15 protein-coding genes and 3 pseudogenes are annotated in these 18,404 nt (G+C 58.5%); 7 read left to right on the top strand and 11 right to left on the bottom strand.

From position 1 onward, the window contains the following. Positions 1-8: 8 nt before the first annotated feature. From HHL24_RS33350 to HHL24_RS33340, 3 genes are all read right to left on the bottom strand, one after another. The gene (locus tag HHL24_RS33350) at positions 9-1,256 is read right to left on the bottom strand and encodes an efflux RND transporter periplasmic adaptor subunit (protein WP_169489557.1); all 1,248 of its coding nucleotides are present in this window, start codon (positions 1,254-1,256) and stop codon (positions 9-11) included. A gap of 730 nt (positions 1,257-1,986) precedes the next feature. Continuing rightward, positions 1,987-3,195, bottom strand: coding sequence for a porin (locus tag HHL24_RS33345; protein WP_169489556.1), 1,209 nt, complete (start codon positions 3,193-3,195; stop codon positions 1,987-1,989). A gap of 249 nt (positions 3,196-3,444) precedes the next feature. Then, positions 3,445-4,557 (bottom strand): M14 family metallopeptidase, encoded by a 1,113-nt coding sequence (locus HHL24_RS33340; RefSeq protein ID WP_169489555.1) that lies wholly within the window; start codon positions 4,555-4,557, stop codon positions 3,445-3,447. 123 nt (positions 4,558-4,680) lie between these two features. Between HHL24_RS33340 and HHL24_RS33335 the strand changes: the two genes are divergently transcribed. Further along, positions 4,681-5,577, top strand: a complete 897-nt coding sequence (locus HHL24_RS33335) for a LysR substrate-binding domain-containing protein (protein WP_169489554.1) — start codon at positions 4,681-4,683, stop codon at positions 5,575-5,577. 238 nt (positions 5,578-5,815) lie between these two features. Here the strand turns inward: HHL24_RS33335 and HHL24_RS44215 are convergent. The 6 genes and pseudogenes from HHL24_RS44215 to HHL24_RS33310 form a co-directional block, all read right to left on the bottom strand. Beyond that, a pseudogene (locus tag HHL24_RS44215) lies at positions 5,816-6,055 on the bottom strand (oxidoreductase); the annotation flags it as partial. 97 nt (positions 6,056-6,152) lie between these two features. Next, a pseudogene (locus tag HHL24_RS33330) lies at positions 6,153-6,365 on the bottom strand (TolC family protein); the annotation flags it as partial. Further along, positions 6,365-6,625 (bottom strand): annotated as a pseudogene (locus HHL24_RS33325) (biotin/lipoyl-binding protein); the annotation flags it as partial. The pseudogenes HHL24_RS33330 and HHL24_RS33325, both read right to left, overlap by 1 nt. 12 nt (positions 6,626-6,637) lie before the next feature. Then, entirely contained in the window at positions 6,638-8,263 is a 1,626-nt protein-coding gene (locus HHL24_RS33320; RefSeq protein WP_169489553.1) for an MFS transporter, read from the bottom strand. A 431-nt stretch (positions 8,264-8,694) separates the two neighbouring features. Beyond that, complete coding sequence (gene mug, locus HHL24_RS33315; RefSeq protein WP_169489552.1) at positions 8,695-9,225, bottom strand: G/U mismatch-specific DNA glycosylase; 531 nt, start codon at positions 9,223-9,225, stop codon at positions 8,695-8,697. Positions 9,226-9,424: 199 nt separating this feature from the next. Next, on the bottom strand, positions 9,425-10,447 hold the full coding sequence (locus HHL24_RS33310) for a GlxA family transcriptional regulator (protein WP_169489551.1): 1,023 nt from the start codon (positions 10,445-10,447) through the stop codon (positions 9,425-9,427). Between the two features lie 548 nt (positions 10,448-10,995). Between HHL24_RS33310 and HHL24_RS33305 the strand changes: the two genes are divergently transcribed. From HHL24_RS33305 to HHL24_RS33290, 4 genes are all read left to right on the top strand, one after another. Further along, the gene (locus HHL24_RS33305; RefSeq protein WP_206003136.1) at positions 10,996-11,223 is read left to right on the top strand and encodes a hypothetical protein; all 228 of its coding nucleotides are present in this window, start codon (positions 10,996-10,998) and stop codon (positions 11,221-11,223) included. Then, positions 11,220-13,085, top strand: coding sequence for a biosynthetic-type acetolactate synthase large subunit (gene ilvB / locus HHL24_RS33300; protein WP_206003135.1), 1,866 nt, complete (start codon positions 11,220-11,222; stop codon positions 13,083-13,085). Before HHL24_RS33305 ends, ilvB begins: the two co-directional genes overlap by 4 nt. A gap of 53 nt (positions 13,086-13,138) precedes the next feature. Then, positions 13,139-14,038 (top strand): LysR family transcriptional regulator, encoded by a 900-nt coding sequence (locus HHL24_RS33295; protein ID WP_169489549.1) that lies wholly within the window; start codon positions 13,139-13,141, stop codon positions 14,036-14,038. Between the two features lie 297 nt (positions 14,039-14,335). Next, entirely contained in the window at positions 14,336-14,800 is a 465-nt protein-coding gene (locus HHL24_RS33290) for a cupin domain-containing protein (protein WP_169489548.1), read from the top strand. Between the two features lie 75 nt (positions 14,801-14,875). Here the strand turns inward: HHL24_RS33290 and HHL24_RS33285 are convergent, their stop codons facing one another. Together HHL24_RS33285 and HHL24_RS33280 are read right to left on the bottom strand one after the other, a co-directional pair. Next, the gene (locus HHL24_RS33285; protein WP_169489547.1) at positions 14,876-15,151 is read right to left on the bottom strand and encodes a DUF2164 domain-containing protein; all 276 of its coding nucleotides are present in this window, start codon (positions 15,149-15,151) and stop codon (positions 14,876-14,878) included. 212 nt (positions 15,152-15,363) lie between these two features. Continuing rightward, on the bottom strand, positions 15,364-16,293 hold the full coding sequence (locus HHL24_RS33280; RefSeq protein WP_169489546.1) for a LysR family transcriptional regulator: 930 nt from the start codon (positions 16,291-16,293) through the stop codon (positions 15,364-15,366). A gap of 173 nt (positions 16,294-16,466) precedes the next feature. Here HHL24_RS33280 and HHL24_RS33275 point away from each other — a divergent pair, with 173 nt between their 5' ends. Further along, positions 16,467-17,171 carry an SDR family NAD(P)-dependent oxidoreductase gene (locus HHL24_RS33275; RefSeq protein WP_169489545.1) on the top strand — a complete coding sequence of 235 codons (705 nt, stop codon included), beginning with the start codon at positions 16,467-16,469 and terminating at the stop codon, positions 17,169-17,171. 288 nt (positions 17,172-17,459) lie between these two features. Next, a complete protein-coding gene (locus HHL24_RS33270) occupies positions 17,460-18,401 on the top strand; it encodes an aldo/keto reductase (RefSeq protein ID WP_169489544.1) in 942 nt (313 codons plus the stop codon). The last annotated feature ends 3 nt before the right edge of the window (positions 18,402-18,404 follow it).

Here is an 18,404-nt window from a genome sequence, read left to right as displayed (position 1 = left end):
TGAGCCTGCTACGACGAAGCAGCATTGGCCGCCGCCGCCGCGGACGCAGCAGCGGGTTCGGAGGAGGCCGGCGCCGCGGCTGCGCCGCTGGCTGGACGGCTAGCCGCCGCGGGTTTCGGCTTGGCAGCCTGAATTTTGGCGCCGTCGTTCAGGCGGTCCGTGCCGTCCGTGACCACCTGGTTGCCTTGGGAGAGGCCGGACAGGATGACCGTGTTCTTGCCGTCGCTCGGACCCAGCTTCACCTTGTGCACGGAGACAGTGTTGTTCGCATTGACCAGATAGACGAAGTCGCCGGGCGCGCCGGTTTGCACGGCGGCGGTCGGCACCAGCACGGCATTCTGCATCGTATCGACCAGCAGCTTGACGTTGACGAACTCGTTAGGGAACAGCGCTTCGTCTTCGTTGGCGAAAGTGGCGCGCAGGGTGACGGTGCCGGTCGCCGTGGCCATCTGGTTGCTGACGGCGTAGAGCGCTCCTGTGGCAATCTCGCGCGCGTTGTCGCTGGAATAGGCGGTAACCGGCAAGGTAGCGCCGCCATTCAGGCGCTGCACGATGGAGGCCAGCGCGTCTTGCGGCACCGTGAACTGCACGGTAGTCGGCTTGATGGTGGTGATGACCACAATTCCGGTCGACGATGACGCCGTCACGTAGTTGCCCGGGTCGACCAGGCGCAGGCCGACCTTGCCGGCGACCGGCGCGGTGATGCGGCAATAGGTCAGGTCGAGGTCGAACTGGGCAATGTTGGCGAGGTCGGACTGGACTGCGGCCTCGTCTTGCTGCACGAGGAATTGCTGATCCGCAAAGGTCTGCTGGGCGATCGACTTGCGCTCGTTCAACTGCGTGTAGCGGACCAGATCGGCACGCGCCTGGGCCAGCGTCGCGCGGTCTTTGGCGAGTGTCGCCTGAGCCTGCTGCTTGCTGATCTGATACTGGCGCGGATCGATCTGGGCGAGGAACTGGCCTTTCTGGACTTCCTGGCCTTCGTGATAACCGACGGCCGTCAGGTAGCCGCTTAGCTGCGGCAGCACGGTCACGGTGGCGGTCGGCGTGACCGTGCCGAGTTCGCTCAAGGTGACTGGCATCGAACCGAGTGTAGCGCTCGCCACGGTGACGACGATGGGTGCGACGTCGCGCGTGGGTTTCTTCTGGGTCAACAGGTGGACAACGACAAGCGCGATTAGCGCCAGCACGACAACCGCAAACAGAATGAGCCCGCGTCGGGAGCGCTTGGGTTGCTTGGACACGGCTTCACTCATAGGTATCTCCGAATACAGATGCTGCCGTTGATGATTGGACGGGTAGTCATTCTCTGCCAGGATGTTGGGAACATGCCATGGTTCTCGCGTGTTGTCACAACCCAACGAACGTTTGGAATGGTGTTATCTAATCGCAAGCAAAGCGGACTACGCAAAATGCATGACGTCGTGACCGGCACAAGGCGACGTTATGGCTTGCTGATTGGGTCCGTGACGATGAATGCGCTTCGTAATCGGCGGTAATGTTTTATCAAGGTGGTCGCGCGAAATAGAGCGTGCGGCGAGTCGTCGACTGCCGCGAGGGCGCTGCTGACGGAGCGTGTGTTGTTCATGTTCGCGTTGCTGGAAGCGGGTGGACAACGATTGGGACGAAGGATGGCATCAATGTACCAGGTGCGCGCAAGGTTTGAGTTACCAGCGTGAAACATGTCGGGATCCGGAAGACTCCTTCGGGTGTCTTTTGACCCGCAGCCTGCGTCAATGGACGGTTGAACGTGGGGTTTCTTTTGGCGGCGGTCACAGCCAGCGGGATGTGTGATGAAAGCTGTTTGAAATTATTCGAGCTGTGTAACCACTCGCCCCGCATCGCGTCCGACACCAAGGGCATGAAGGAAGCGCCGGCTGCGCACCGGGCTTACTGACCGACGGCCTTGATGGCCAGTGCCTTGCGCACAGCCTTTTCAAGGGCGTGGTCGCCCTTGCGCGTGGCCTTCAGGTCGGATCGTCCAGATTAGAACGTCATGCGAATGCCGACGTCAGCGCCGACCGTCGTGCCCGGCGGGAGGCCGAGGCCTTCGGCAGCCGTCCCGAGACCTTGCAGACCGCCGACTCCGCTGCCACCGCTCTCGACGGACAGGCCCGAACCGAGGCACACGCCATCGCGCGCACACGTGTTGTTGACGACTCCCACCTGGGCATACAGGGACGTGCGCTTCGACAGAAAGAACTGTGTCCCGATCGCTCCCATCACCGAGTGACCGCCCGAGTTCACGCGGTCCTGCTGATAGTAGACACCGGCGTTCAGATCGAGGTCCGGCAGGGCGAAATAATCGACGCCACCGCTATAAATGTTCACGCTGGTATTGGTCGAATTGGCTAGCGCCGGGTCTACCGAGACTGGCACGCTGTTCGCCTTGAAATTGGCGAACGAGGCCTTGGCCGTCAGGCCGCCAAACTTGTAGCTGGCACCCGCCGTATAGGCGCGGACGTTCGCCGGATAGAGTTCGCCAACGCTGGCGAGGGCGCTGTCGGCCGCGTTGTTGACGTTGATGTAAGCGGCACCGACCAGCAGCGTCCCGTTGGTGTATTTCGCGCCGACGGAATAGGCACGGCCGGTCTGGAAGGAGCCGGCGACGCCGCCCAGGCTGTACAGGGCGGCGAACTGGAACCCGGCAATGTTGGGCGAGGTGTAGGTCACCGCGTTCGGCATGAAGATGGCGGCGATCAGGCTGTTCTCGCTGACCGGGATGAGCATGCTGCCGAATTCGCTGGTACCGCGCGGATCGAGGTCGAATATCATTTCGAAGAACGGCGAGAGCTGCAAGCCGGCCATGACCTTACCGAAGCCGCCCGACAGGCCGACGTCGGCAGTACGGTTGAACAGCCCGTTGTTGCCGCCCGGGTTGTCGAAGCCGCCGTTGGCGAGATTGATACCGCTTTCGAGCTTGAATTCCGCCTTGAGGCCGCCGCCCAGATCTTCCGTGCCCTTCAAGCCCCATAGCGAAGGCGAGTAGCCCGAGTTGGTGAGCTGGAACTCGCGTCCTGCGCCTGTTCCGCCGTTGAACGCAGGCGTCGAATGACTCAGATACATCAAGCCGGCGTCAGCGATACCGTAGAGCGTCACGCTGCTGTCGTCCGCATTCGCGGCACCCGCCGCACAGAGTGCCGCGGCGGCCACACACGCCTTGATCGGGAATTTCCGTCGCTTCGCCATCTTCATGAGTCTCCTGTCTTTAGATATGGTTTTAAAAATAATTACGATTGGTTGCTGATTTCTTATGCCGATTCATTAACTTCGGATTCCATAGCATTAATCGCTCAAGCGTCGACTGAGCCCGAACTTTCATGTCCCCGCTACTCTCTTTGAATGAAATCGGGCGTCGTCTCCAGACGGTCACCGATACGACCACCGGCCAAGGATTGCTACGTTGGAATATTCGGGGCCGCCGTGAACGTCACGAGCAAACACTCAACGGGTCGAACCGGAAAGCTCCGAATCACCTTCCGAGAGCCCCGCGATGGCCTGCCAGGCCACGACACGCGTCTGCCCGAAAACCAACCCCTTCCATTCGTCGTTGTCGCAGTAGAACGCGTCTTTCAGGTTTTGCCGGATCTGCGCGGCCGCCGTGGCCTCACATTCCGGGTGACGGTGGAGCCAGTGATCGGCGCGCAGCGCTTTTAACACGTGCAAGGGTTCGTAAGTGCCAAATTCGAGGCCCAGCGTCGTCTTTTCGATGCCCGGGAATTCATCGTACGAAACCCCGATGATCGGGCCTTGCACGTCGGCCGAAACAGATCCCGCTGCATGGATCGGCTTCACGTCGTCGCCCCACCAACGGCGCGCCCTCTCCAGTTCGGAGCGATCCGTGCTCATGAAGATCTTTTCACCGTGACCATACGGGCCCAGCCCCGTGTGAAGATCGATCCACGCAAACCGGCGATAACCGCTAGCGTGCGCGCGCAGAATCGAGTGAACGGTCTGCGTGCTCCAGCACGTTTGCGCACCGCCGTAGAACATCCCGTCCGGCACAGCGTACTGTCCCTTCGAAACGGTGTCGCGCAACGCTTGCTCGCCATGCGTCTGGATGTAAGCCCCGAGAGCGGCCTGATTGTCCGCGTCGGGCGGCCAGGACTCCGGCAGCAGCAGCGGACCAAGTTCTACGTACCCGGGATTCGTATCGGCCGCCGTGGAAAAATCCACGCTATTGCGATTCAGATCGACGTTGTCTTCGTTCACCCGACGCAGATGGGCGAATCCGTAGGGGTTCACGCCGTGGATCATCAACAGCGCGACGCCGCGCCCTTGCGCCTCGGCGATAAAGGCCGCATCCTGGAGCAATCCCACCTGACAACCCGATCCGCAGAAACCCTCGACCCCATGCGTGCCCGACGTGATGATGAGCAGCGAACGAGCGCCGGCATGCGCGTATATCGCGAGATCGATCGATAGCATCTCGTTATCAGGGCCAACTGCCGTGGGGTGCACAATCTGCTTGACCTCGAACCCGCCGGCGCGCGCCGCCCTCGTAAATCTCTCGCGCGCCTGAGCGTATGATCCCGAGAAATTGTCTTTTATTACCATGCAGTGACCTCGAAGAGATGCACGCGAGGCGTGCGTTCGGTCACAATGATCATGACTAACGCACCGGCGCACAAGGCAATAAAAAAATGGCCTTGATAACGTTTTTTTATCTCATGGAGCAGAATGAAACTTCGTCAATTGCGGGTATTCCTGAGTGTCGCCGAGCAGGGCAGCTTGCATGGCGCCGCGCGCGCGCTGTGTTTGACGCAGCCGGCCGTCACGGTCACGATTCGCGAGCTGGAAAAAACGCTGGGCGTGCCGCTCGTCGTGCGATCGGTCAACGGCGTCGCGCTGACCGAATACGGCGTCCTGTTTCAGCGCCGCGCACGCATGCTGGTCAACGACGTGCGGCACATACACGAAGAATTGTCGGCCATGCTCAATGGCGCGGGTGGAGAGGTCGCCGTGTCCGTCTCATCGGCGGTCGCCTGTGCTTTGCTACCCGAGGCGTTCGCGCAATTTCGCGCGCAGAATCCCGATACGTCGGTTACCGTCCGCGAATTGTCGCTGCCCGCCGCGCTCCGTGCGCTGCGCGACGGAGACACCGATTTCGCAGTAGCCATGGGTACCGCGGACACGCAATGGCCCGATTTCGTCGAGCAGCGAAAAATCATGTCGGTGCCGTTGCTGGTCGTGGCGCGCCAAGGCCATCCGCTCGCGCAGGCACGCTCGATCTCGAAGTTACACGGAGCGGAATGGCTCCTGCCCTGCGAGCCCGGCGACGACATCGACAAAGGTTTCAGCGCCTACTTCCACTCGCTGGGTTTATCCGCGCCCAGCAGAATCATGCGCTGCCAGGCATTGGCGCCGGCCGTCGCATTGATCGCGAAGACCGATGTGATTTGCGTGGCCACGCAGCAGACGTTCCAGCTCGAGATGAAGCGCCGCAGGATTCGTGAGCTGAAGATCCACGAGTCGCTTCCCGACATGGACGTCTACGTGGTGCAAAGGCAGGAGCGCCCGCTCACCTCGGCGGCCTCCCGCTTTCTCTCCTGCGTCGAGGAAGCGGCCATGCGTTGAAACGCTTTTGCGGTTGAACTGCGGTTGAACGGCATGCTTCGGACGGCGCTGCAGGTGACGTTACTCGTTATCGCACTATGTACTTTGAGCAAGCGAGGGATCGCGAGCGAACGCGATGTCGTCAACACACCGGTATGTAGAACTGCAGATCAGTCATAGCACGGTCATGCCTGACGTCGACCACTATGCCAGCACGTCCTTGTAGTCTGCCCTTTGAATGGGGGGGCGGTAACGCCGTCTACGTTGCGAGCCGCAGATCTTTGCGAATGCCGGCGTCTACCAGCCCAGCGGGCGCAAATCTGCGTAGCAATCGCAGACGTCCGGCGAGTCCACCGGCTGTATAGCGGAGTTTCGGGCGAGCCGCGACGGCAGCCTGTAGTAAGGCCTCGGCCACAACCTCAGGACCGTCGGCGTCGTCGACCACCTCTTTCACTCGCTTATCCACGGCCGAGCGCACCCCGCGATACGCGTCGAGGGGGATATGACCGATGTCTCCTTGTCGGGCTTACCTAGGATTGCATGCCGTATCGCCAACTTCCACATAAGACGCTCACTGGTCGCCTAACGCCGTCCTGTCAATGAAGATCGTCCTGTTTGGCATACGTTGACTCCCACCCGCCGCCGAGTACCTTGCATAGCGTGATGAGGTTGGCGTCAGCGTCGGCCTTGCTTTGCTCAAGGTTGCTCTGCGCGTCGAGCAACTGTTTCTGCACGTTAAGCACGTCTAGAAAATCGACTGCGCCTGCCTTGTACCGTTGCCGCGCAATCGACAGCGCGCGCTGGTTCAGGCGCGGAAGTCGCGGTCATCGATACGTACCAGTAGTTGTCCGGCTTTCACCTGCTGGTTGTCTTCTACGAGTACCTCTGAAAGCTGGCCAGCGACACGCGGTGCTACCAGCGTGAAATCGGCCGTCACATAGGCATCGTTTGTGGACTCGCTATTCGAGTCGGCAAATAGTCTGATGCCAGCCCATATGGCGACGCCGAGTATGACCGCATACGCAGCAAGACGAATTGCTTTGGGAGGAAGTTGGGTAACGGATGACATATATAGCGTCGCTTAACGGGAAGAGGGCGGCGTAGTACTCCATGGCGGATAAATACGCACGGGCAACACCGGGATAACGAAAAGGAAGGCGACGGCGATACCGGCCATCACGCGATAGAGATCCGCCGATGTCAGCACTACGGCCTGCTCGTGGATCCGGTGTGCGAGTTCGCCGAGACCATGAACGGCATCGATGCTTTGGCCCGTAATTAACGCGTTGTTGCCTAACCGGTCCACGAGCATGCTCGAATGAAAATGCTCACGCGCAGTACCTAGCCCTTCGATGAGACCGGTTGCCGCAGCGCCAGAAAAGGTTTTGAGCGTGTTGAACATGGCCGAAGCAAACGGCCCTTCCGTTGGCGGCAAGCCTGTTGTTACGCCCATCAGGATCCCCATGATCACCATCGGTTGCGCAACGATCTGTAACGACTGAAGCCAGCAGAAGTTCTCGCGGATCCACTCCGAGGTCATGAAACTCCCCATAAAGCAGGAGGTGGCCATCAGGGAAAGTCCAATCGCCATGACCCAGCGGTGGTCGACCTGCCTGAGGTTCAGGACGGCGGCGGTCGCAGGCAGTGCAATCAATAGGGGAATGGCAACCAGCAAAGACAGCGGCGCGGTTTGCAGCGGCCTGTAACCGTGAACTTGTGCGAGATATTGGCCGGGTATAGCGGCAACGCCAACCAGTAGCACAACTGCGCCTACCAGCGTCAGAAGCCCGTGCGCGAAGTTCCTGCGGGAAAGCAGCCTAAGCCCGAAAAACGGCAGCGGATGAAACCACTCGTTGATAAGGAACGCAACGAACAACAGCGCCCCTCCATAAAACATCGTGGAGATAAACGTGGAGTTCAGCCAGTCAAGGCGATCGCCCTGTAGAAAGCCAATGACGAGCATTGCTATAGCGGGATATCCCAGTATGAACCCGCTCCAGTTAAACGAACGGAATCGTTCGAGTTTGGTGGGATCTGCCGGAAGTCCCTTGTAGATTGCCACGCAGCTCACTAAACCAAGCGGCACGATTTGCCAGAATGCCATTTGCCAACCGACATATTCGGTCCATAAGGCCGCGAGAGGCGTGCCGAGCGCTGGGCCGAAGGTCGCAGTCAGTGCGTAACCCGCGAGTCCATATAACTTGATTTTCGGGGGAAGATAACGAAGCGCCACGATGATCAACATTGGGGGCAGGCATCCGCCGGCTACGCCCTGCAGCGCACGCAACACATAAAGCATATGCAGGTTCGGCGCAAAGGGACAAAGGAACCCGAGGAACATCACGGCCAGCACGGCGCCGATCGTGAATCGCTTCAGCGTGAGCGTCACTCCAAACCACGGAGCAAATACCATCGTGGCCACGTTTGTAGCCTCGAAGAGAGCGGTCAGCCATGTCCCATCGTCACGTCCGATCGAGAACACGCCGCGAATATCGGTCAGCGCCACCGCGGTGACCTGTTCGTTCAATATCGCCAGCAGCGACGCCAGCAACATTCCGATCAGGCCGATAGCGCGGCGAAGCGGTAGCTTGGCTTCGGTGGACGTTTGCTGTACAGGAGTCTCTGTCTTCCGTACAGAAACCGGCGCTGACGAATGCGCGAGCTTCGGTTCTCCTGTTCTGGTTGTCGGTGGGTTGGCGGTGTTCATAAGGGTCTGGCTACTAAGGGTTGAATGGCGCATTCCATCGGGAAATCTCCCTGTCACGCCCGGCGCTCGCAAAGACCTCAGATGCTCCGCGAAGAAACTTGATCCCATGACTTGATGGTTTTTCCTGAAGTCATTCAAATCGGCTCGTTACCGTATCGCTGCTGCGCAATGGGTTGAACTAATTCTAGGAGAGGGGGCAGCATTCTTATAGTCGATACAGGTCGTGAATTGGGCCATTTCGAGCGGAAATCTGGCCAATGCCACCGTCGCCACGAGGACAATGCGCCCACCGGGAAAGGATTTTTTTTCGGTTCGTATAACGAAGTAAACGTCGCCCCGGTGGAACGGCGCGAGCGGCGCCTCAAGCATGTAACGCGAGTCCCGACCAGCCTGTTTCGTTATGATGATGCCGATATCGCGCTACGACTGCCTCAAACAGCCGGCGCGACTGCAAGACGAAGTTCCCGGTAGGCAATCACTAGCGCGTCGAGACTGAATGTCCGGTTCAGGCCGCTAGGATTTGGCAATACCGATGCGCGGGCGCCGCCGAACGTTTTCGGTTGTAGGCCCCAGTGGATGTCGCGCGTGTCCGACATGGCGGAGAGCGCCATCTTCCCGAGGAAGGCAACACATTGCGGCGCATAGCGTTCAATCTTCTGCTCGAATTCCGTCGCAGCCGCTTTGAACTCCCATTGCGATAGTTCGTCCGCTCGTGCGGTTGGACGCGAGACCACGGTTGTCAGGCCGCAACCATACTGCAGCAGCGTGCGATCGTCCTCAGGAGATATTTGTTCAGGAGTAAAACCCGCAAGGTGAAGGACCCGCCAGAACCGATTGCCTCTGCCGGCAAAGTGGCGGCCGGTGGAAGCCGCAAGGGCGCCCGGATTGATTCCGCAAAACACGACCGATAAACCCGGTTCAAGAAGGTCTGGAAGGCATTGAAGTGGATCGGAGTGAGTCACGGATGATGTAAGCCATTATCGGGAGGGCCTCCCACAAGCGCCGTAGTTTGGGCCACCTCGTTACCGCGGACAAGCCACAAGAGGATCGATTTCAGGTCAAACGTACCCCGATTCTGGCCAGCGACGGTGTATACCTCCGCCTTTCCACGCGAGGGGCGTGCGCAGACCAGGCCAGTCCTGGGTAGACCGGAAAGCTATCTCACGCTTCCATCTCGGCTATTTCGACTTGCTCGACGATACCGCCGGACGCCCACTGCTCCGTGCACGCCGCACCACGGAATCGTTGACGATACTGTCTGGGCGTTACGTTTAGCCGCCGGAAGAAAATCGCTCGCATATGCGTGGCGCTGTGAAAACCACAATTGAACGCCACAGTCTTGAGAGGCGCATCTGTCTCCTCGAGCAGTTTCCTCGCGGCGTCAACGCGAACCTGCTCGACAAACGCGGACGGCGTCACCTTTGCATACTTCGAAAATAGCCTCGAGAAGGTACGTCGGCTGACCGAAACCGCGCTCGCAAGCTGTTCGATCGATAGCGTATCGGTGATGTGCTCGGTCACGTATCGGAGCACCTTGCTGACGATCGGATCCTGGTCCTTCCGTAGGCCAACGTAAGGGCTGTATTGAGACTGCCCGCCTTCTCGCTGGATATAGACGACCAGACGTTTCGCTACCCGAACCGCAAGCTCATGCCCCCAGTCTTCCGCCACGAGCGACAGACACAGGTCTATGCCCGCCGTTACGCCGGCAGAGGTAAAGAGGCGTCCGTCACGGATGAAAATCCTGTCGGGTTGCACGCGAGCCTTAGGAAACTCGTCAGCGAGGCGGCCGGCATCCGCCCAGTGGGTCGTCACTTCCTTACCGTCCAGCAGCCCAGCATGCGCGAGCATGAACGCTCCGTTGCAAACGGAGCCAAACCGTGTTGCGCCGCGCGCCTGCTCTTGCAACCATTCCAGAAACGCGCTTCGCGGCTGGGCGTTGGGCAACTGCGGTCCTCCTGCTATCAACAGCAGGTCAAATGGAGAGTCGAAGTCCGCATACCCATAAGGCACTGCGACTTGCATCCCATTCGAGCAGGACACGGTGCCGGCCTGGTACCCTACAAGAGAGACCTCGTATCTCCGATGCTCCGGCAGAAATGTATTTGCTTCAGCGAATACGTCCAAGGGGCCTGCAACATCCAGCGCCTGCACACCATCGAACAAAACAATGGCGACTTTCATGCCGTCACCTTCATGGGTTGTAAGCACGGCGCCGCGGGTGCCGTCAATTGACGCTTCAGACACGCTTCAGCAACTGCCAGACCGACGCCACGCGACGCGCCAGGGATAACGACCGTCTTGTTGCTGGAGTTCATGTCCGAGCCATTGAGGTGAGTTGATCAATCGATCGCTCGCGTGCCCGCACCGCTCGGTGAGCGGCTTGTCTGCCGGATCGCGACCCAGATCTGTCTTCGCTGAGGTGAAATATAGAGGCGAAGCGAGGCGGGATAAAGGCGCCGCGCCGATATTCACTTGTTACATGGCGTAGCGGAATGCAATCCGATAACGCCGGTAACGGCCTGCGCACGCATTCATTGCGTGGCCCAAATCTCATCCCGATTGGCCAGATACCGCGCCATCTGCGTATTCCAGTTGCCGTTCCGACTATCTATTCTTGATCGCATCAACGCGGCTGGGTCCACGTTCGGACCCGACGTCAATCGAGAACGGATTCATCATGCTAATGCAAAAACATCAAAGCTCTTTCTTGTTCGGGGGAAGCGCTCCCTATGTCGAGGGCGGTACAGCCGCTGATTGCCGCGTTTCGCATGGTCGGCACGCGCAAGGCGAAACTGGACCGGCTGCTGTGGACTCCGCCGCAGGCCTCGGTCGAACTCACGCCAACGTTCTACGGCTTGTCGGCGGCAGAGATGTCTACGCGATTCAGCACGGCCGACACGTTTCTTTTTGACGAAGACGCAACGTTGGGCAACCGTTTCCATGCGAGCCAGCCATGACCCAAAACCCGAACCCTGCTTTAGACGCACTCCCGAAACCACCGCTTGCCGGCGAATCGATGTCGGGCGCCGACATCATCCTGCGCGTACTCAGCGAACAGGGCGTCGACACCCTATTTGGTTATAGCGGCGGCGCGATTTTGCCGACGTACGACGCCGTCTTTCGTTTCAACGAACTGCATGCGGCAAATCCAGAGCGCCAGATCAACCTCGTTGTACCCGCCAATGAACAGGTCGCCGGTTTCATGGCCGCCGGTTATGCGCGCGCGAGCGGAAAAGTTGGCGTATTCATGGTGACGTCAGGTCCCGGGGCGACGAACGCGGTGACGCCGATCGCCGACTGTAACGGTGATTCAATCCCCGTCGTCCTCATATGCGGACAGGTACCTCGCGCCATGGTCGGCACGGATGCGTTCCAGGAAGCGCCCGTCTTTAACATCATGTCGGCGTGCGCAAAGCAGGTGTTTCTGGTTACCGACCCGGCAAAGCTGGAACAGACACTGCGGAGCGCATTCGAAGTCGCTCGCACCGGCCGTCCTGGCCCGGTTGTCGTCGACGTGCCGAAGGACATCCAGAACTGGACCGGAATCTACCGTGGGCAAGGCACGTTGGAGTTTCGAGGCTACTCCGACCGTCTTCGAATGGTGGCAAAAGGCGCTCGTCTCGAAGAGGACAAGCGCGCCGAATTCTTCGATCTGCTGGCGCACAGCAAGCGACCGTTGCTGTATGCCGGCGGAGGCATCATTGCGGCCGGCGCGACGGCTGCGTTGCGTGAGTTTGCAGAGCGCTATCGGATCCCCGTGGTGACCACGCTGATGGGTCTTGGCGCGATCTCCGTGAACCACGAACTGGGGCTTGGCATGCTGGGCATGCACGGCTCGGCCTGTGCGAACTACGCGGTGGACGATTGCGACTTTCTGATCGCGGTGGGTGCCCGATTCGATGACCGCGTCGCCGGTGGCCGTCCTGACGATTTCGCGCGCGGTGCGCGGTATGTCGCCCATATCGACATTGATGAGGCGGAGATCAACAAGGTTAAACGGGCGCACTGGACGCACGTAGGCGACGCGAAGAATACGTTGCTGTCACTGATGAAGCACAGTTCAGCCGCTCAGTCGCCTTTGGACTGGCTCGATCATATAAAGGAATTGAAGCGGGTCTACGGTATGAACTATGACCGGAGCAATCCGGCGATTCAGCCGCAGTTCGTTGTCGAAAAGCTCAGTGAAATTACCGGAGGGCGAGCAATCATCTGCACAGGCGTCGGCCAGCATCAGATGTGGGCTGCACAATTTTTCGACTTCGTCGAGCCGCGAAGCTTCCTGACTTCGGGCAGTATGGGGACGATGGGTTTCGGGCTGCCCGCGGCTATCGGTGCTCAACTTGCGCGACCGGACGCCCTCGTGATCGACATCGATGGTGACGGCAGCATCCGCATGAATATCGGCGACCTGGAGACGGCAACCACGTACGGCGTGCCCGTCAAAGTATTGCTGCTCAACAATCTCGGTGACGGGATGATCCGGCAGTGGCAGCGTCTTTTTTACGAGGGTCGATTGTGCGTGAGCGACAAGTCGCTTCATCGCAAGGATTTTGTCACGGCAGCTCGGGCCGACGGGTTTGAGTTTGCCTGTCGGGTTGAAGCGATAAGCGAACTCGAGGACAAACTTAAAGCCTTCGTAGAGTTTGATGGACCGGATTTCCTCGAAGTGATGGTCGACCAGAACGCTGATGTGTTTCCGATGGTGGGGCCTGGGCAAAGCTACTCGAATATGATCACCGGGCCGTTTATCCCGTCCCGGTCTGAGCGAGAAGCCGGAGGGAAGGGCGCAGAGCGTCAAGCGGCTGCGGATATGTTCTAACCATACTTCGTATAACGAACCTCGACATGTAAAGAAAGACGTAACCACAAACGATGGACAAGATTTCCGCAATGAAGGTGTATGTGAAGGTGGTCGAATCGACTAACTTCACGAGAGCCGCCGAAGTTTTGCATACGTCGGCGGTCTACGTTACCCGTATGGTTCAGGCCCTTGAGTCGGATCTGGGCGTGAAGCTTCTTAACCGAACAACTCGCCGAAGCAAGCCGACAGATGCGGGCCTTCGCTACTACGAACGTTGCGTCGCGCTTCTTCGGGATTTAGACGAAATGGACGCCGACGCTCAGGCTTCCAAGGGAAGCAAAAGCGGAATGGTGCGTGTCAGCATGCCGTCGCTAGTCGCGAAGTCGACCGTTATCCCTGAGCTACCGAAATTTTTCGCCAGTAATCCTGATATTCGACTGGACATCAGCATTGCTGATCACCACCCCGATCTGATCGAAGAGGGGCTGGACTGCGCGCTGCGCGTGGGAACGGTGAGCGAACCTGGACTAGTCGCTAAAACAGTTGGTCATTACAAAACGCTGACCTACGCGTCGCCCGAATATATCCGGGCCTATGGCGAGCCCTTCACCCTGGATGACCTCGGCGATCACATCGGCGTGAGTTACGCCTTGAAGTCAGGCCGTATCAGGAGTTGGGAGTTTCTCGAGGGAAACGAGGTCCGTTCCGTTCCGCTGAAGAGCGCGATCCTGGTGAACGACGCAGATACCTACGTGGCATGTGGGCTTGCGGGTCTCGGATTGATACAGGGGAGCACTTTTATACTCGACGCCCATGTGCGATCAGGCCGGCTGAGCAAGGTTCTGAGAGACTATCCGTTAAATCCCCGCCCTGTGTCCGTTGTGTATATGCCCAATCGAACCAAACCAAGGCGGGTCGATATTTTTATCGACTGGTTAGTCGATTTGTATTCGACTCATCGTGCCGACTAAAGCTGATTCGCGTCGGCAGGCCGGCTGCTGCCGTATGCATCAACGGTATGAGATGCTCGAGAGTCTGCCAGACTTCGAGGTAGCGATGGTTATTGATCGCAGTATGCTGCATGCCGATATTCGCTGGCCGGCTTCGTTCTCAAATCGGGGATCCCCTTCGCGTGTCTTATTTGGAGTGACGTACTCAGGTGTTGCCCTGGTTTTCAGCTGTCTGCTCAATGGTGCGACAATAATGCAAAGACCAGCCACTTCAAGGCGGTGTGCGCCGAAGGTCCGCTCAATTCAAAGGACAAGAACATGCGTCGATACATCTATCTCGCGGCGTTACCTGCGGCCTTTGTTGCTGGCATGTTTGCATCCCATCTGGGCACACCGGCGCAAGCTCAGGCGTCAAACGTGGCGCTGACGGCGCAGATCATCGACCTCGCGGCCATAACCGATGCCGATCTTGGTCCACAGATTCCGAACATGGGTACCCTGCGTTCGAAAGGCCTCGTAGTCACGCCGAGCGGAACAGTCGCAGTGCAGACCGGTAACGTACCCAAGCATACGCATAGGGGTTCTGACGAAATCCAGTACGTGATTTCGGGAAGCGGTACTTTCTGGCTGGGTAACGAACAACGCCAGATTCACCCCGGCGACCTGATCATTATCCCGAAGGGGATGGTGCATGCGGGGTCCGAGCCGACCAGCGGTGAATTCAAGGTCCTGTCTATCAAGCTGCCGCCGCAAGCTCCAGGCGACATGCAGATGGTTCCCTGACGTGTCGTCGATGTCCTGCCATTGCGGTCATTCAAAGAATCGCCGCAAGCTTGGCGAAGTTCGATCCCGTCACGCTTACTTGCGCGCTTTCGCGGTCCCCTCATACTTTTTCCAGTATTGAAACTCGTCTTCGTGCACCTCAAAATCAAGCTCCGAGACGCGCTGCAGGAGCCCTTCTTGCACGTCAGCCACGGCCTTGTTGTAGATACTGGGGCCAATTTCCTCCAGGAAAAAGCCGAGGAGCGCGCCAGCAGCGATGTTGCCGATAGGCTCCTCCATATTCTTCTCGAAATATCTCTGAATGGATGCAATCGCATCGGCTCGAACTTCTTTAGTCAATTCAATTGTCATGGAAGCTATGCCCGGCTAAATTTTGTGAAAGAGGCCCTATCCGATTGACGATTGCTGACCACGTCAGCAATCAGGCTTACTGGTGCCGAATTTTAGTGAATCAGGATTATTCACCATCGGTTAGGGTCTTTATCCGGCGTTCGTCCGTCGATTGTCAACGGTCCAGGTGCGCCACGGAGAATGGCCGCGTATGCGCACCGATGGCCACTGTGTCACAGCGGCACCCTTTGCCGACATACAGTTAGCACCAGTTGCCGGAGCCAACGATGAACAGGGTCGACCTCTAAACGAGGATGCCACATCTGCGACACCGTAATTTTTTCGGTCGTAACAGGCAGCTCGAAAGCGTAGGTGGTTCTGGAAAGGGACGATTCTTGATGTTGAGGTTGATTGCCCAGAAATGACGCAGGCACGAGGGCGACCAAATCGGAGGCTCGGGCCACGGCCAGCGCGGCGGGAAAACTTGGGACCACGGCGACGATCGTTCGTTCTAACCCTAAAGCGGTCAACGCTTCATCTACCGGTCCGCTTGCGTGTCCGCGGCGCGAAGCAACAACATGGCCGAAGGAGACGTACCGTTCGGCTGTTACTTCGCGCTCCAATTCGAGCGGATGCCCCTTTCTGACGACACCGAGAAAGCGATCCCGGAACAGGGCCTGCACTCGGACTTCCGGCCCCATTTCGCCTAAGACACCGATCTCAAGGTCGGCTGAACCCTCTCGCAAATGCGCTGCCGTTTTCTCAGCCTTGGGCGCGAAACGCAACCGCACGAGCGGCGCGATTGCCGTCGCCGCGGCGATAAGCGGAGCGCCGAAGGCTTCCACAAAGCCGTCGTTCGCTCGAATCGTAAAGGTGCGCTGCAACGTTGGGAAATCCGGCTCTGTTGTCGAGGGACCAAGTACTGCACGTGCCTCATGAACCGCATTTTGAGTGCGTTGACGAAGTGCCTCCGCATGGGGTGTCAGCACCATACGGCGCCCCGCGCGAACCAATAATGGGTCGCCGATTGCCTCGCGCAGCCGGGTCAACGTGCGACTCATTGCCGAGGCGCTCAATCCCAGTCGACGCGCAGCGCCGGCCACGCTGCCATCGGCAAGCAATACGTCGAGCGCAATGAGTAGGTTCAAATCGGGATCGGACATGCCCGATCGTAGCACCAACCGTCGAGACATGGCGTTTGGTGCATGTTATAAGTGCAAACGTTGCGTCTTCCGCCATGTCTCCCGCATCGATATATTCCCTTGACTGACACGCCAACGGGCGCGCAATTCGCCAATGCCACGCGCAATCAGGTTTCATCAACAGGGAGCTATCAATGCAAGACTTATCTCTACAGAAAACCGTTCTCCTCATCGGTGCATCCCGCGGCCTTGGCTTCGCAATGGTCGAGGAATACCTCAAACGCGGCTGGCGAGTGATAGCCAGCGGGAGGGAGGGCTCCACGGAAAAGCTTCTTCAACTCGCGAAAACTTCGCACGGAGCGCTTGAAGTTGAAACAGTCGACATCACGATTCCGGAGCAGGTCGCCGCGCTACACGGTCGTGTCGAAGGTCGACGATTGGATGTGCTTTTCGTGAATGCCGGTGTCAAGAACGACGATCGTGAAACGATCGCGGATGTCTCGACAGAGGAATTTGTGCGCGTCATGGTGACGAACTCGTTGAGCCCCATGAGAGTCATCGAGGTGTTTCAGGACCTCGTGCAACCGACCGGAACGATTGGCGTCATGTCGTCCGGGCAGGGCAGCTTAACAAACAACGATAACGGAAATTATGAGGTCTACCGGGGCAGCAAGGCCGCACTCAACATGTTCATGCGTAGCTTTGCTGCGCGCCACCGAAACGACACAAAAACTTTCCTACTGATGGCGCCCGGATGGGTACGGACGGACATGGGCGGTCCTGAGGCGCGTCTGAGTATCGAAGAAAGCATCCCGAACTTGCTGAGCACGATTGAGGCTTACGAAGGGCGTTCCGGATTGCATTACCTGGACTACCTGGGGAGAGTCGTTCCTTGGTGAACGGCGGCGTGAGCTTCAATTCGCACACTCGCGTACAGATTTGCTTGACGCAGATGCGCGTAGCAACGCTGACAACCCTCCGCCGCCGCCCCGTAATTCATTTGCTACACTTGATCGAGAAGCAGACCTGTGTGGCGCTCGGTTTGACCCTGATGGCGGCGGCTGAGTTGCGAATCAACGCGACTCGAGTAGTTTGACGTTTTTTCTGTTCATGGACGTGGCGCCACAACTGCAGGTCCGAGCGTCGGTCCTTCGTCGCATGGCATGAAATAGTGCGGAGGTGTCGCCATGACTGAGTCTTCCGATTTCCGGAGCAAAAAGATAGTGCTTAATCACGGAGCCGGCCGTATGCCCGCGCTCGGATTTGGCACGCTAATTCCCGATGCAGCTACGACTACCAGCGCTACCAGAGACGCGCTGGAAGCCGGCTATCGACACTTCGATTGTGCCGAGCGATATCGGAACGAGCGCGAGGTGGGCGAGGCGCTGCGCATAGGGCTTGCTGCCGGAGGGATCGCACGCGAAGACATCTTCGTGACCACTAAATTGTGGAACTCGAATCATCGGCCCGAGCGTGTCGAACCGGCTTTCGAGGCAAGTCTTGAAAGGCTCGGGCTCGACTATCTTGATCTCTATCTGATACACACTCCGTTTGCATTTCAACCGGGGGATGAGCAGGACCCGCGCGATGAAAACGGCGATGTCATCTACGATAAAGGCGTGACTTTGCTAGACACGTGGAGGGCGATGGAAGATCTCGTGGACCATGGAAGATGCCGGGCCATCGGACTGTCTGACATCGGCTTGAACGAATTGCGACCTCTCTATGAATCGGCACGAATCAAGCCGGCGGCGGTGCAGGTCGAAGCCCACCCGTATCTTCCTGAAACGGAACTTCTGGAATTCTGCAAAGAGAAAGAGATCGTGTTTTTGGCTTTTGCGCCATTAGGTCACGGAATCAGGCCGGGGCCACTCGAGGATCCAGTCATCACGCAGATTGCCGCGCGAATTGGCAAGACGCCAGCACAGGTACTGCTTGCCTGGGCAATCCAGCGTGGCGGGGCTTTGCTCACCACCCCTAAAAGTGCGGCTCGTGCGCGAGAGAATTTCGATATTTCCGCGCTTCCGGCAGACGCGTTCGACGAGATCAACCGGATTGAGACGAGGCAGAGGTTCAATGAAGTCGTCAAGACGGGCAGCCCCGGGTTCATTCCGCGACGCGCGCAATAGATA

The sequence above is a fragment of the Paraburkholderia polaris genome (genome assembly GCF_012927345.1).
Taxonomy (GTDB): domain Bacteria; phylum Pseudomonadota; class Gammaproteobacteria; order Burkholderiales; family Burkholderiaceae; genus Paraburkholderia; species Paraburkholderia polaris.
The sequence above is the reverse complement of the archived record's forward strand: the minus strand, read 5'-3'. Positions and strand labels throughout refer to the sequence as shown.

Coding starts and splice junctions, on each gene's coding strand:
- HHL24_RS33350 (WP_169489557.1), bottom strand. CDS start 1,256: ATGAGTGAAGCCGTGTCCAAGCAACCCAAGCGCTCCCGACGCGGGCTC.
- HHL24_RS33345 (WP_169489556.1), bottom strand. CDS start 3,195: ATGAAGATGGCGAAGCGACGGAAATTCCCGATCAAGGCGTGTGTGGCC.
- HHL24_RS33340 (WP_169489555.1), bottom strand. CDS start 4,557: ATGGTAATAAAAGACAATTTCTCGGGATCATACGCTCAGGCGCGCGAG.
- HHL24_RS33335 (WP_169489554.1), top strand. CDS start 4,681: ATGAAACTTCGTCAATTGCGGGTATTCCTGAGTGTCGCCGAGCAGGGC.
- HHL24_RS33320 (WP_169489553.1), bottom strand. CDS start 8,263: ATGAACACCGCCAACCCACCGACAACCAGAACAGGAGAACCGAAGCTC.
- HHL24_RS33310 (WP_169489551.1), bottom strand. CDS start 10,447: ATGAAAGTCGCCATTGTTTTGTTCGATGGTGTGCAGGCGCTGGATGTT.
- HHL24_RS33305 (WP_206003136.1), top strand. CDS start 10,996: ATGTCGAGGGCGGTACAGCCGCTGATTGCCGCGTTTCGCATGGTCGGC.
- ilvB (WP_206003135.1), top strand. CDS start 11,220: ATGACCCAAAACCCGAACCCTGCTTTAGACGCACTCCCGAAACCACCG.
- HHL24_RS33295 (WP_169489549.1), top strand. CDS start 13,139: ATGGACAAGATTTCCGCAATGAAGGTGTATGTGAAGGTGGTCGAATCG.
- HHL24_RS33290 (WP_169489548.1), top strand. CDS start 14,336: ATGCGTCGATACATCTATCTCGCGGCGTTACCTGCGGCCTTTGTTGCT.
- HHL24_RS33285 (WP_169489547.1), bottom strand. CDS start 15,151: ATGACAATTGAATTGACTAAAGAAGTTCGAGCCGATGCGATTGCATCC.
- HHL24_RS33280 (WP_169489546.1), bottom strand. CDS start 16,293: ATGTCCGATCCCGATTTGAACCTACTCATTGCGCTCGACGTATTGCTT.
- HHL24_RS33275 (WP_169489545.1), top strand. CDS start 16,467: ATGCAAGACTTATCTCTACAGAAAACCGTTCTCCTCATCGGTGCATCC.
- HHL24_RS33270 (WP_169489544.1), top strand. CDS start 17,460: ATGACTGAGTCTTCCGATTTCCGGAGCAAAAAGATAGTGCTTAATCAC.